At 53.3% G+C, this 13792-nt stretch carries 9 protein-coding genes and 1 pseudogene; 4 read left to right on the top strand and 6 right to left on the bottom strand.

Annotation, left to right across the window (positions count from 1 at the left end; all coding sequences use genetic code 11):
* Positions 1-83 precede the first annotated feature (83 nt).
* A complete protein-coding gene (gene helD, locus FG166_RS08820) occupies positions 84-2378 on the bottom strand; it encodes an RNA polymerase recycling motor HelD (protein WP_003681299.1) in 2295 nt (764 codons plus the stop codon).
* 182 nt (positions 2379-2560) lie between these two features.
* Between helD and FG166_RS08825 the strand changes: the two genes are divergently transcribed.
* The 4 genes from FG166_RS08825 (at position 2561) to menC (ending at position 6616) form a co-directional block, all read left to right on the top strand.
* A complete protein-coding gene (locus FG166_RS08825; RefSeq protein ID WP_003681298.1) occupies positions 2561-3217 on the top strand; it encodes a VTT domain-containing protein in 657 nt (218 codons plus the stop codon).
* Between the two features lie 124 nt (positions 3218-3341).
* On the top strand, positions 3342-3986 hold the full coding sequence (locus tag FG166_RS08830; RefSeq protein ID WP_035430694.1) for a histidine phosphatase family protein: 645 nt from the start codon (positions 3342-3344) through the stop codon (positions 3984-3986).
* Positions 3987-4007: 21 nt separating this feature from the next.
* Positions 4008-5285: a GTPase HflX gene (gene hflX, locus FG166_RS08835; RefSeq protein ID WP_003681293.1), complete on the top strand. Its 1278-nt coding sequence runs from the start codon at positions 4008-4010 to the stop codon at positions 5283-5285.
* 221 nt (positions 5286-5506) lie between these two features.
* Positions 5507-6616: an o-succinylbenzoate synthase gene (menC, locus tag FG166_RS08840; protein WP_003681292.1), complete on the top strand. Its 1110-nt coding sequence runs from the start codon at positions 5507-5509 to the stop codon at positions 6614-6616.
* Positions 6617-6677: 61 nt separating this feature from the next.
* Here the strand turns inward: menC and pnuC are convergent, their stop codons facing one another.
* From pnuC to FG166_RS08865, 5 genes and pseudogenes are all read right to left on the bottom strand, one after another.
* A complete protein-coding gene (pnuC, locus tag FG166_RS08845; RefSeq protein WP_003685341.1) occupies positions 6678-7400 on the bottom strand; it encodes a nicotinamide riboside transporter PnuC in 723 nt (240 codons plus the stop codon).
* Positions 7401-7625: 225 nt separating this feature from the next.
* Positions 7626-9224: an APC family permease gene (locus tag FG166_RS08850; protein ID WP_035430692.1), complete on the bottom strand. Its 1599-nt coding sequence runs from the start codon at positions 9222-9224 to the stop codon at positions 7626-7628.
* 173 nt (positions 9225-9397) lie between these two features.
* Complete coding sequence (locus FG166_RS08855) at positions 9398-9895, bottom strand: GNAT family N-acetyltransferase (protein WP_003681285.1); 498 nt, start codon at positions 9893-9895, stop codon at positions 9398-9400.
* 55 nt (positions 9896-9950) lie between these two features.
* Positions 9951-10827 (bottom strand): annotated as a pseudogene (locus FG166_RS08860) (IS982 family transposase).
* Positions 10828-11059: 232 nt separating this feature from the next.
* Positions 11060-13771, bottom strand: a complete 2712-nt coding sequence (locus FG166_RS08865; protein WP_003681280.1) for a YhgE/Pip domain-containing protein — start codon at positions 13769-13771, stop codon at positions 11060-11062.
* Positions 13772-13792: the final 21 nt, after the last annotated feature.

The raw sequence follows: 13792 nt of genomic DNA on the forward strand, positions 1-13792 counted from the left end.
GGAGAAATGGAAATTTCCCCTGGCCCTTTTTGTTGTTGGCTGTCATGCATAACTTACGGCCTGCTGGACAGGCTGGGTCGCACTCACTTCGTTTGGTACAATTCCCCCGGAATCTGGCCAATCAGGTCCGTAACCGGGCCCACACTGGTCACGGTCAGGGCGTGCATCGCCCGTGAACAAATCGTGTAGACCAACTGGCGTTCCGCGTCGCCTTGGTACTTAGCCTGGTTGGCATCCCAAACGATCACGGCGTCAAACTCCAGTCCCTTGGCTAAGTAAGACGGTACCACGATCGTCCCCTGGGCCAGCCGTTGATTTTCGGTCTGAATCAGGGTGACCGCTTGCCCGGCCTCCTTTAGAAGGGCGGTGATCTTTTCGGCGTCGGTCAGCGTCTTGGTGATGATGGCGGTGGTGTCGTGATCGGCTTGGTACTTCGCTAAGGTTGCCACAACTTGGTTAACGGCGTCCTCTTCACTTGGCGCCGTCAGCACCCGCGGCAGTTCCCCTTCCCGTTCAAAGGCCTCAATAGCTTCCCCGTCCTTTAGGATCGCCTTAGTAAAGTTGGTGATCTGCTTGGTCGACCGGTAGGAACGGGTCAGCTGAATGACCTTGGTCTTTTCCGGCTCAAACATCGTGCCCAACTGTTGCAAGAGGCTCCGGGCGTTGTTGTGGGTGAAAATGGCTTGGTTTAAGTCACCTAGCAGGGTGAAGCGGGCCTTGGGGAAGCAGAACTTGAGGTAGGCCAGCTGGAAGGCGTCGTAATCTTGGACCTCGTCGACAAAGACGAAGCGGATCTCGCGTTGGCCCCGCTTACCGGTCAAGAGATCGTATAAGTACAGGTAGACGCTGATTCCGTTGGCGCTCATCCGCTTTTCCTTGAGGGCCGCTAACTGGTCGTCAACGTAGCCCGCCCATTCGTCTTCGGTCAGGCCAAAGTCGGCTAACTTCACTAGCTTCGGAGTCACCCGGAGTAGGTGGATGTATTGGGCGTTGATGTTCATCCAGCGGTTATGGTCGATCGCCTTTTTAATCGGCTTGAAGGCCTCCATTACGATCCGGCGGGCCAGGTATTTGTTTTCGGCCTCTTCGTCCTTAAACTCGCCACCGTACTCGTGGTAAATGACGTCGAGCTCTTCCTTGCTTAGGGTCTGGATCCGTTCTTCGACCCACTTGGAGCGCATCTCACCAGCAATGCGCCGGTTGAGCATCTTAAGCAGCTCCTGCTTGGTAGCGTCCAGCCGGTTCCCCAGGTTGTAGTTTTGGTTAAAGGAGTAGTAGAGCTCGGCGATCTTGTCCTTGCTAAAGAAGGCCTTCTTGTTAAACATCAGGTTCTTAAAGCGCAGGTGGCCATCGCGGCCTAACCGCTTGGCGTAGCGAGTAACGGCGTTAAAGTAGGTCAGGCTGGTTAACAGTTGGCTGGCCCGGGCGTTGACCCCCTCCTGGTCGGCGTCGAAGCGTTCCTGGATTGAGGCGACTTGTAAGCGCGGCACCCGACGGTTAACGTACTGGTAGTAGGTCAGCTGCACCATGTTGTGTTCCCCCAGTTCCGGGAGCACCTGGTCGATGTAGTCGTTAAAGAGCTGGTTGGGGCTAAACAAGATAACCTGCGAGGAATTGAGGTTACCCCGGTAGCGGTACAAGAGCCAAGCGACCCGCTGCAAGACGGCCGCCGTCTTCCCACTCCCAGCCGCCCCCTGCACGAATAACAGGTCGGCGTCGGTGTTACGAATGATCCGGTTTTGGGTCCGCTGGATGGTGGTGACGATGCTCTTCATCTTGGTCGACGAGTGGTTGTTTAAGGCCGCCAAGAGCATTTGGTCGGTCACCGTTTCGGCCGTATCGTAGAGGGTCACGATTACGCCGTCTTCAATTTGGAACTGGCGCTTTAACTTCACATTGACGGTCTGTTGGCCATCGGGGGTGTCGTAGGAAACCTCGCCCAGTTCGCCCTCGTAATAAATTGAAGAGATCGGCGCCCGCCAGTCGTACACCAAAAAGTGGTCCGGCGAGTCGGCAAAGGAGGCCAGGCCGATGTAAATCGTTTCCGGGGTCTGGCCAGCTTCTTCGGTGAAATCAATCCGGGCAAAGTAGGGCTTGGCCTCGAGGCGCCGGAAGGTCCCTAGGCGGTCGGCGGCGTGTTGCCAGGAGTTTTCCCGCTCATCGAGGAGCTGCTGTTGGGCGCGCACCGACATCGCCGTGTCCATCATCCCCGAGTAGGTGGTGGTGTTCATGCGGATCTCGTTGAAGTCCCCGCTAATCGTATCGATGTCTTTTTTAGCGGACTGGATCTTTTGGCTTGCCTCTTGTTCGGCGGCCTTAATCCGGTCAATCACCTGGTCCAAGTGGGCCTGTTCACGTGCTTGGGTTGCGTCAGTCAAATCGATCGCTCCTTTTTGCGTAAAATCAATCTAATTATTATAGCACGATCAGCAATCCCTTTCCGCTCCAACGCTCTTCAATTTTGGTAAAGCTTTTGGTATTAATGATTAAATTATTCGCCCTAACCATCATTTCCCCCTAAAATAAGGGTATTAGAACTTTAGAAAGGAAGCCTTCCCTCATGCTCAGCCAACTCACCTATGGGCTCACCCACATTCCGGAAGTCATCATTCCGCTCTTTCAATCCGTCGGTAACTGGGGGTACCTGTGTCTCTTTTTGATCACCTTTATGGAAACTGGTTTGGTCGTTTTCCCCTGGCTGCCCGGCGAGTCCTTGATTTTTGTGGCGACCTCGCTATCGGCCGTTTCGACCAACCAAATCCACATTGAAATCTTGTTGCCGGGCTTTTTTATCGCCGCCTTGCTGGGTGATACGGTCAATTACTTGATCGGCACCCGGCTAATCAAGCTCCCCTGGCTCTTCAAACGCCTGGATGGCCCTAACCTGGAGCGAGCGCGGATCTTCTTTCAACGCCACGGCATTAAATCGGTCATCTTCGGCCGCTTCGTCCCCCTGATTCGAACCTTTGTCCCCCTAATCGCCGGGTCCTCGGGCCTCAAAGCCCGCCGCTTTTTGATCGGTAACTTAATCGGCAGCGCCCTGTGGGTCTTGTTAGCCGGGGTGGCCGGCTACTACTTCGGCACGATTAGTTTCGTCAAGGACCAATTCTCCCTGGTTTTACTAGGGCTAATCTGCGTCTCCTTTTTGCCGGCCGCCATCGTCTGGGGGATCAATCGCTTACGCCGCCACATCATCATGAAAAAGGGCTCCTTTTAAAACCCTCGGTTCCGCATTTCATAATGTTTTCTGGTATACTTACAATTAAATGTTAGGCACCCCAAGGCGCTCCGCCGGCGGGTGCCAACTGTTAATTCGTTACGATTGTGAGGGAGAAAAATTTATGGCAATTAACGTCTACTTTGTTCGCCACGGCCAAACCTACTTGAACCTCTACCACCGGATGCAAGGGTGGTCCGATTCACCGCTGACCGAAAAGGGGCTGGCTGATGCCGCCCGGGCCGGTCAAGCCTTAGCCAAGGTTGACTTTGACTACGCCTTTTCTTCGGACCTGAAGCGGACGATGGAAACGGCGCACGAACTGTTAGCCAACCACCCGGGTAAGCTAACCGACGCCACCCCAGACCCGGCTTGGCGCGAAGAATTCTTTGGCTACTTTGAAGGGCTCAATTCCGATGCCACCTCCTACACGGTGTCACGGGAATTCCGGACCTTTGAAGAAATGATCGCCAACTACGGTGTCGAAGCTACCCGCAACAAGATTGCGGCCGCCGACCCGTTCGAACAAGCCGAAGACGACGACGCCTTTTGGAAGCGGTTGGAACCGGGCTTTGAAACCCTACGCCAACTACCGGACGGCTCCAACGTCCTCGTGGTTTCCCACGGGATGACGATCCGCTCCATCGGTAGTCACCTTGGCGGGGCAGAGTACACTGCCCAACCGCAAAACGGCGCGCTGGCCGAGCTGGTCTTGGACCAAGACGGCGCCCACTTCGCCTTTTACAATCAACTCCAAGTTCCTGAATAGATAGGGGGAAACTTCACCTCAATGGATACCACCGTTCCCAGTGAAAAAGTGATTATCATTGGCTTAAACACCGGCCAGGCCAACTACGAGTACTCAATGTTAGAGCTGGCCGAACTGGCCCAAGCCAACCACATGGAAGTCATCGACCGCCTCGACCAGTCCCTCGACCGGCCCAACGCCGCTACCTACTTTGGTAAGGGGAAGGTTGAGGAACTGACCCAGTTTGCTACGGCCGAGCAAGCCACCACGATCATCGCTAACGACGAGCTGACGCCCAGTCAGTTAGCCAACCTAACCGAAGCCACCAAAATCCGGGTGATCGACAGGACCGCCCTAATTTTGGAGATCTTTGCCCAACGTGCCCAGAGCCGGGAAGCCAAGATCCAGGTTCAAATTGCCCAGCTTCAGTACCGCCTGCCGCGCCTACACACGGCGGCCAACCAGTCCTTAGACCAACAAACCGGTGGGGGGGCTGGGTTTGCCAACCGGGGGTCCGGGGAAACCCAGATCGAAATGGACCGCCGGGTGATCCAAAAGCAAATCGCCCACCTACGCAACGAACTCAAGGAAATCGCCAAGTCCGAAGAAACCAAGCGGGCCAAACGGGACCGGGATACGATCCCCACTGCGGCCTTAGTCGGCTACACCAACGCCGGTAAGTCGACGATCATGAACCAGCTGGTGGAACGCTTCGGGGTCTCGTCCGAAAAGAAAGTCTTTGAAAAGGACATGCTCTTTGCCACCTTAGACACCTCGGTGCGCCAACTAACCCTGCCGGACCAAAAGCGCTTCTTGCTTTCCGACACGGTCGGTTTCGTTTCTAAACTGCCGACCCACCTGATCGAAGCCTTTAAATCAACCTTAGCCGAAGCTGCCAGCGCCGACCTCTTGATCCAGGTGATCGATTACTCTGATCCCCACCACGAGGAAATGATGGCGACGACCGATGAAACCCTGCGCCAAATTGGGATCGAAAACATCCCGATGGTCTACGTCTTTAACAAGGCCGACAAGACCGAGGTGTCCTTCCCGACCATGGAGGGTGAAGACCGGGTCATCGTTTCGGCTAAGCAGGACAGTTCCATCGACCTGATCGTCAAGGTCATCCGCCAGCACCTCTTTAAGGACTACCAGGAGGCCACCCTGTTGGTGCCGTTTGCCGACGGTCACGTGGTTTCCTACCTCAATGAACACACCACCATCTTGGACACCGACTACCTACCGGACGGTACCAAGCTACGGTTAGAGATCGCCCCTGAGGACCTGCACCGGTTCCAAAAGTACTTGCTGACGGAATAAAGGACGTGGGAAATGACCTTCTCGACAGACCGTATGACTAAGCTAGGGAGAAGGTTGGTGCCTTGGCACCGTTCTTCGCCCGTACTTAGGCACTAGGTCTGTGGTCATTTTCCACGTTATCAGTGAGTGTGACCCAGCCATTAAGCAGGTCGTTAGGGATAATATTAAATATAACCAGGGCCGGGAGAGCACGTCTCCCGGCCTTTTTAGGAAGTGTTAACATGCAAATTGTTCAAGCCACCCTCTATCGCCTTTCTTTGCCCCTCAAACACCCCTTCACGACTAGCTTTGGACAGCTGGGCGCCAAGCAGTGTTTGATCTTAGAACTAGTTGACGAGTTAGGCCACCACGGCTTTGGCGAGGGGGCCGCCTTTGAGGTTCCCTTTTACACCCCGGAATTCTTAGACGGCGACTGGGCCCTGTTAGAGCGCCAACTCCTCCCCCGCCTCTTAAAGACGCCCCTGGCCCATCCCGATGACGGTGACGCCCTGTTTTCCTACGTCCGCCACAACGAAATGGCCCGCGCCGCCATCAACTGCGCCCTGTGGGACCTCTTTGCCCAGCGAACCGGCCAGTCTCTAGCCCAGGCGATCGGCGGTACCAAGACCCAAGTCGAGGCCGGCGTCAGCATCGGCATCCAACCCTCCCCAGCGGAACTGGTGACTAAGGTGGGCGACTACCTGGCGGCCGGCTACCGGCGGATCAAGATGAAGATCCAGCCGGGGCATGACTACGATTACCTGTGGGCGGTTAGGGAGGCCTACCCGAACGCGATGCTGATGGCCGACGCCAATTCGGCCTACCGGCTCAGCGACCTCCCCCTGCTAAAACGGCTTGACGACCTCCACTTAACCATGATCGAGCAACCCTTAGGCGCCGATGACCTAGTCGAACACGCCGCCCTCCAAGCCGAACTGGCGACCGCCCTGTGCCTAGACGAGAGTATCAACTCCTTAGCAGACGCCGCCACGATGGCTAAGCTGGGCAGCGGCCGGATCATTAACGTTAAGGTCGCCCGGGTGGGAGGACTGAGCGCCGCCAAACGGATCCAGGACTTTGCCCGCCAGCACGGCTTAGAATGCTGGTGCGGGGGAATGTTAGCCACCGGGATCGGGCGGGCCTTTGACCTGGCCGTTGCCACCCTCCCCGGCTTCACCCTCCCTAACGACATTTCAGCCGCCGCACGCTACTTCGACCAAGACATCACCACCCCGCCGGTTACCCTAAATGGGGCCATGATTGACGTGCCGACCCAAGTTGGGCTGGGATTTGAAGTCGACCAGGCAGCCCTGGCCAAGTTCACCACCCAAACCGTTCAAGTTAACCGATAACGCTAAAAGGCGCCCGCCCGTTCGTAGTTCGAACTAGGCTGGCGCCTTTTTAGATCTGCAATTACTTTCCGGCCCCACCTTCGTTATCGGCCTCCCCGCTCGACCACACCTTCGTGGCGTAGACCGAGTTGAACAGGAGGGCCGCTTGCAGGGCCACCTGCGATAAGTTGGCCCCCAAGGAACCAATGTGGGTCGCCCCAGTCATCACTTGGACGGCTAAGATCCCCCAGTAGATGATGTTCGCCAAGTTGACAACGATCCATAGTGACCAATTTTCCTCAAACTTGAGGATGTAAAGAATTTGGGCGATGAAGGAAACGACGAAGTTAATCGAATCAAAGTAGGGTAGCTGGCCGTGAACGGTCGCTAAGATCCACCAACCGATCGCCCAGGCCACAAAGGCACCGCCAAAGATTAAGCCCCGGGTGCGGCTCGAGAAGCGCTTGGTTGCTTCGTCGTGGCCCCACATGAACCAGCCGATTGGTTGTGAGATAACGTAGAAGATGTCCATGGCAAAGGAACCGTAGGCGTGCGAGATCCAAGCGACGTAGGTCATCGCTAGGCACTGAATCACCCCGAAGATAAAGGAAATCTTGCGCCCCTTCATTCCGTAGACCAAACACAAGGTCCCAAAGACCCCCGACACCATCCCGATCACGCTATCCGGTGCGATTAGATAAACGAGCACCTGTAGGGCGATGAGGACGCTAACGTAGATAACCTCAAACTTCTTCCAGTTGGTAAAGAGCTGGTTATACCACCAGCCGTGGCGTGCGTTTTCCATGGTTTCCCTCCTCAAAATAACCATAATGATATTAAAACCATCATAAGCGGGGTGCCGGAGGGTGACAAGCCCCAATTAAAAATGGGATTGGAAAATTTTCCAATCCCATAACGTGCTCCTCAGCCGCAGGCCTAGTGTCTAAGTACGGGCAAAGAACGGTGCTGGCGCACCAACCATTTGCCCTAGCTTAGCCCACGGCCTGCTTTAATGGCTGGGTCGCACTTCCTATTGCTCATCAATCACCACGTCTTCGTTGACCTTGGCGGCCTCCTTTAGGTCTGGCCCGTCAATCCGCGAGGCAATCGCCCAGCGGTAAACGATTAAGGACAAGATCGTGATCACCACGAAGTCATACGGGTACTCGATCAAACCGGTCCCGCCAAAGCCCTTGCTCCCGACGTAGGAAAGCACCGACAGGGTGACCAGGTAAAAGAGCATCCATAAGGACCCCTTCAGTTGCGTCCGGAGCGGCACGTGGTCGTATTTAACTTGGTAGTAGGCGTAAATTGGTAACCCCAAAACAACCACGAAGATCACTTCGACGGTCGTTGGCCACATCGCCCAGTAAATGACCATGCTGGTCAAGACAAAGGATAAGGGGGCGACCCAAGACAGGGCCTTGGAGTTGAAGGGCCGGGTGAAGTTAGGCCGCATCTTGCGCAGGGAAACGGCGGTTACCGGCCCGGTGGCGTAGGCCACGAAGGTTGAAACCGAAACGACCGTCGCCAGCTTGGACCAGTCGCGGAAGAAGAAGACCAGCACCATCGCCAAGACCAAGTCGGCCACCATGGCAAAGCGCGGAATCATGTAGCGGCGGTTTAAACGTCCCAGCCAGGCTGGGATGTTGCCGTTGCGCGTCATCGCCGCTAACGTCCGCGCCGAGGTGGCCACGAAGGTCACCCCGGTCCCAAACGGCGAAACGAAGGCGTCCATGTACAAGAGGATTGACAGCCAGGTCAATCCTAACAGAATCGCCAAGTCGGCAAAGGGCGAGGAGAAATTAATCCCCTGCCAGCCCACCTTCGCCAAGGTGGTTGGGTCGACCGCCCCGATGAAGGCGACCTGCAGGGCGATGTAAATCACCGCCGTAATCGTCAGGGAGATCCACACCCCGCGGAAGATATTTTTTTGCGGGTTCACCATTTCACCGGCCATGTTGATGACGGTTTGGAAGGCGTCGTAAGAGAGGATGATCCCAGAAACGGTCACCGCCTCAAAGATCCCGCGGGTCCCGTTTGGCATGAAGGTCGCGGTGCTGTGGCCGAAGTTCCCCGGGTGAAAGCCGACCACGATCAAGGTCACGATCGTCAAGGTCGGGATGACTAATTTAAAGACCCCGACTAAGGAGGTAAAGCGGGTCAACACCTTGACCGACCAGAAGTTGATTAGGGTAAAGACCAGCATGAAGACGTACACGACCAAGAGCCCCTCGGTCGTGATTGCCCCATCGTGCATAAAGTTGGCCGTCCAGTTGGCCCACTTCCACGGCCAACCAGCCATGTATTGGACACAGGCAACTGCTTCGATCGGGATCAGGGTGATCAAAGAGACCCAGTTGGCCCAGGCAGCTAAGAACCCCAGTAAGGGCCCGTGGCTGTACTGAGCAAAGCGGCTCATTCCCCCGCTTTCGGGAAACATGGTCCCCAATTCAACGTAGTTAAAGGCGATCAGGATCATGATCGCCGCCCCTATTACCCAGGAAATAATGGCGGCCGGACCAGCAACCCTGGCGGCCGTCCCCGAACCAAACAGCCAGCCAGAGCCGATCAGAGACGATAGCGCCAGCATCACCCCGGAAAAGAGGCTAATCTTATTTTTTGGCATGATTACTCCATTCAAATGATTAGTGATAGAGAATAGTATAGCACAGCTCAGCGCAAGCAAACTTAAAAGCAAAAGGTGTGACGGAATTAGCGATTTATCAAAAAGGAAAGCGAATTGTGGTTCCATTACCAGTCTAAAAAAACGTCCTCAGCATCAAAAGTGAGGACGTTTTTTTAGATTTCTTTTTCTAAAATCGGACAAATACGATCTTGTTTTCCTAAAGGAAAATGTTTGATCCCGATTTTTTTAAATCCATGACGTTCATAAAAACGAATACCTGCATGATTTTTTTCATAAACAGCCAAACGTAAATAACGTTTTTGTTTCGTTTTAGCATAACGATTCGCTTCATCGAGTAACCGTTGCCCTAACCCTTTGTTTTGATAATCTTTGAGCAGATAGATCCGTTGAATCTCTATAGCATCTTTTTCATCATTGACTTTCATATAACCAATGAGTATTTGATGATCCTTAATACCAATAAATTTACTGGTTGACTGTGCCAATTCTACTGCCAATATTTCAGTTGTCAATTGTGTCTGTAAATATCCTTGCATATCAAGTGGATCTGCGCCATCGATAAACGATTCATAAAAACTGACAACACTTACAACTTGTAAAGCATCTAGATCATCATAATCTAAATACGCTAGTGTGATTTGATTGTTCATCTAACTTCTCCTTTTGACATAATATACTATAAATAACCCGTGGTGCTAGTTAATTTTAATATCCTAAAGAATATCTCAAAGTTCCTTCAAAACGTCGTTGTGCTCGACTTAATAGAACACTGTAAGCCAGTAATATGCTTTCAAATCTACTCTCTAGCCCTTTAACAGAACGTGAGTTGAAATTTTGACAACCTAATTTTTCTTTGTTTTCCAAGTAAGCTGTGGTCTAGTTTTTCTGATTTATCCATGTTTTTACGTGGCGGAACGGATATAGTAATGCCCTTAAGGGCAAGCTTTTCATGGATTTTATGGCTAATATATCCTTTGTCCCCTAGGATATTGGGAAGATTCGCTTCTTCCGATAAAGTCTCTAACACTTTCACGTCATGGACACCTGGATTAGTGATTGAGTAAGTAATCGGAAAGACAGTCTTAGTAACGATCATATGAATTTTAAGACCATAAAAATAAGATTTTTTTGTTGAGTTATAGCCAACTTTGGCTATTTGATTCAATAGTTTTGCTTGTCTATTTCTAACTGGTTTACATGATGGACTAGGAAAACTATCTATAATTCCGACTAGTTCACCTTTGGTGAGCTTCTTGATGAAAAAGTATCGAATAATCTTGATAGTGTAAGCTAAGTTTGAACTTAAGCGAGTGAATCGACTCCTACTAGGAAAGTCACCATTAGGAAATAAGACGGAACAAACCGCTCTATACGTGGCTCTTTGGCTAGTATAGCCATTAATTATGCCCCATATAACACAAGCAATAATCACTGTATCGCGTTGCTTCAGTTAATCAGTATTTCTTCGGTTTTTAATCTTATCTGGTACACAATTGTGGTATATGTTAGAAACAGTTCTCATAATTTCCTTGAATGTTATAAAAGTATCTGTATAATGTTCATTATATTTTGATGAACGCATATGTAGTCCTCATTTCTTGGGAGTTTTAAGACTACTATATGCGTTTTTTTTGTTGATTTACCAACATGTTTAGACATTTTCCTCTAGGAAAAAATTAACTAGCACCACGGGTAAACACCTTTATTTTTTACGTCAAGATAACAATTTGGTAACGTTAAAATTTCACACAAAAGAATAAGCGCCGGGAGTGTCCCGACGCTTATTAATATTTATTATCTAATTATCAGACGCTTTACTGACGGTCCTTGAGGTGCATTCCGTCATCGTCTGCTTCCGGGCCGAGGAGCTCTTGATTATTGTCAAGCTCGGACTTGCCGGCGTAGTGATGGCGTTGTAGGTAGATCATCGAAACGAGCAATAATATTACAAAAACGATCGTGATCGCAAGTAAGACGCTGTTGCAAAAGGCCACGTAATGTGCTCCCAGGCCGCCGCTAATCCCGTTGCGCAGTCCCAGGATCGAGTAGGTCATCGGCAGGTACCAGTGGATGACGTTATAAAACTTCATCGTCACCTGCATCGGGAAGGTCCCCCCCGAGCCCCCGAGTTGGAGCATCAAGAGGACCATCGCCACAAACCGGCCCGGGTTATCGAAGGTCATCGATAAGAACATGACCACGGCCATCGAGGCCCAGCCAAACAGGATCAGGGTCCAGAAAAAGGACGGCACATGTAGGACTTGGAGGCCCAACAGCATCATAATGCCGCCTTCCGCCAGAGCCATCACGGTGACGCTGGTCATCCCGACGGCTAACTTGCTGGCCCACCAGGCGCTGGCTTTACGACCAAACAAGGCGACCCGGCGAATTGGGTAGACGAAGTTAAAGATCAAGGTCCCCACGTATAGAGCCACCGACAAGACGTACGGCGCTAGGGCGTGGCCGTAGTTTGGTACGTAGCTGTAATTGGTGTGCTTAACGGTGGTCGGGGCCGCAAACATCTTGGCGGCCTTCTTGCTTGGTTGCACCGCATTAACCTTTTCGGCGCCACTAATCAACTTATCAGCTAGCTCACCGGCCCCGGCGTTTAACTTCGCCGTTCCGGCCACCAGGGCTGGCGAATTATCGACCAACTTCTGGGTGCCGCTAGCCAGGGCGCTCACCCCACTGACCAAGCTTGGTACTTTGGCGTTGAGTTGAATCAGGGCGGTGGCTAATTGGTTGGCCCCACTAACCAGGGCCGCCGAATTAGCGGTTAACTGACCAGTCCCGGCGTTAGCTTGGTTAACCCCGGCCGTGTACTGGCTAACCCCGCTTTGGAGTTGGTTAGCCCCGTTGGTCAGACTAGCTGAGTTGGCACTCAATTGACTGGCACCGCTAGCGGCCGTGTCCACCCCGGCCGTGTATTGGTTAATCCCAGCTTGGGCCGTGCTCATCCCGCTTTGCAGGCTGGCCGCCCCGCTGGCCAAGCTGTTAGTCGCCTGCTTGAGGGCCGCCAGTTGGCTTGGCATGGCAGACAACGCCCCTTGGTAGCCCTGCAGGGTCGTCAACAGTTGGTTGGCCTGATTCAAAGTTGTCTGGGCGCCGCTCAAGGTCGTCTGTAAGCTAGCCAGGTTGTTAAGTTGGCTTTGCAGGCCGCTCAGGCTGGTGCTCAAGCTGTTGACCTGACTTAAAGCCGTCCCCAAGCCCTGGATGGTCGTCACGTTGGACTGGGCCTTTTGGGCAATCGTCTCTAGCTGGGCCTTGGTGGTGGCGTCGGTGGTCGACTGGGCCAAGGCGGCGGCCGACTGGGCGATCGCGGCGTCGTTTTGGGCCACCCCGCTCAGGGAGCTAGCCGCCGAGCTGACCCCACTTAAGGCACTCGAAGCCGTTTTTAACTGGTTCGCTTCGGTGCTGACCGCGGAAAGGGCGCTCTGGGCTTGGGTCAAGCCGGACTGGAGGCTGGCCAGGCTGCTCTTCATTTGGCTGGCCTGGTTCATGGCGGACATGATCCCGGTGAAGTCCAGGCTGCCCAGCGAGCTGTTAACGGTGGCGTTTAACTGGCTCGCCCCGTTGCTTAACTGACTAGCCCCCTGGTTCAGGCTGGCCGCCCCGCTGCGCAGGCTGGCCGAGTTGTTCTTTAAGGTCGTCAGGCCACTGCCGAGTTGGTCCACCCCGCTGGTGTACTGGTTGACCCCGCTGGCCAGGGTGGCCGTCCCCGCGTTTAAGGCCGCCGAATTGGCGCTCAACTTGGTTAAACCGGCCGCTAACAGGCCCACCCCGCTGGTGTATTGGTTAACCCCGCTGGCTAAGGTCGTACTTCCCGAAGCCAATTGACTGGCGCCACTAGCTAGGGGCGTCACGGCCGCTTGTAGGGTTTGGACCCCGTTGTTAACCGTTGAAACCCCGGCGACAAACTGGTTGGTCCCCGAATTTAAGGTCACCATCCCGGTGCTAATCTGCTTAGCCCCGCTGGCGGCCTGATTAAAGCCGGTCCCCACCTGTTTGACTAACTTGATCATCGTGGTGGCGTAGGACTGGGTCACCTGGGCGCGGATCTTTTGGTTGAGCTTGGTCATCGCCATTTCGCTAATGACTTGGCCGATGTAGTTCAAGGAGCCGTTAGTTTCGTACTTCAGCTCCATTTTCTTAGGGCTCTGATCCAAGACGGTGGCGGCGTTTTTAGAGAAGTCCTTTGGAATCGTCACCACCGTGTAGTACTTACGGTGGGCTAGCCCCTCCTTAGCCGTTTGCTTAGACACAATCTCCCACTTGAGCTGCTTATTCTTCCTTAATTCCTGAACCAGCTGGGCGCCGACCTTTAGGGTTTGCCCCTGGTACTTAACGGCGCGATCCTCGTTAACCACGGCGACCGGTAAGTTTTGGGTGCTCCCGTACGGGTCCCAGACCGACTTCAAGAAGAAAATGCTGTACAAGAAGGGGATAAAACAAATCACGATAAATGATAACAACAGGAGGCGATTACGCCGAATATGCCGAAATTCGGCCTTGATCATTTCCCACATTGATCTTTTCCTCTCTCTCAA

This window comes from Limosilactobacillus fermentum (genome assembly GCF_013394085.1).
GTDB classification, from domain to species: Bacteria; Bacillota; Bacilli; order Lactobacillales; family Lactobacillaceae; genus Limosilactobacillus; species Limosilactobacillus fermentum.

What these genes read in the sequence shown, in the direction of transcription:
- FG166_RS08825 (WP_003681298.1), top strand. Translation starts at nt 2,561, where the DNA reads ATGCTCAGCCAACTCACCTATGGGCTCACCCACATTCCGGAAGTCATC.
- FG166_RS08830 (WP_035430694.1), top strand. Translation starts at nt 3,342, where the DNA reads ATGGCAATTAACGTCTACTTTGTTCGCCACGGCCAAACCTACTTGAAC.
- hflX (WP_003681293.1), top strand. Translation starts at nt 4,008, where the DNA reads ATGGATACCACCGTTCCCAGTGAAAAAGTGATTATCATTGGCTTAAAC.
- menC (WP_003681292.1), top strand. Translation starts at nt 5,507, where the DNA reads ATGCAAATTGTTCAAGCCACCCTCTATCGCCTTTCTTTGCCCCTCAAA.
- pnuC (WP_003685341.1), bottom strand. Translation starts at nt 7,400, where the DNA reads ATGGAAAACGCACGCCACGGCTGGTGGTATAACCAGCTCTTTACCAAC.
- FG166_RS08850 (WP_035430692.1), bottom strand. Translation starts at nt 9,224, where the DNA reads ATGCCAAAAAATAAGATTAGCCTCTTTTCCGGGGTGATGCTGGCGCTA.
- FG166_RS08855 (WP_003681285.1), bottom strand. Translation starts at nt 9,895, where the DNA reads ATGAACAATCAAATCACACTAGCGTATTTAGATTATGATGATCTAGAT.
- FG166_RS08865 (WP_003681280.1), bottom strand. Translation starts at nt 13,771, where the DNA reads ATGTGGGAAATGATCAAGGCCGAATTTCGGCATATTCGGCGTAATCGC.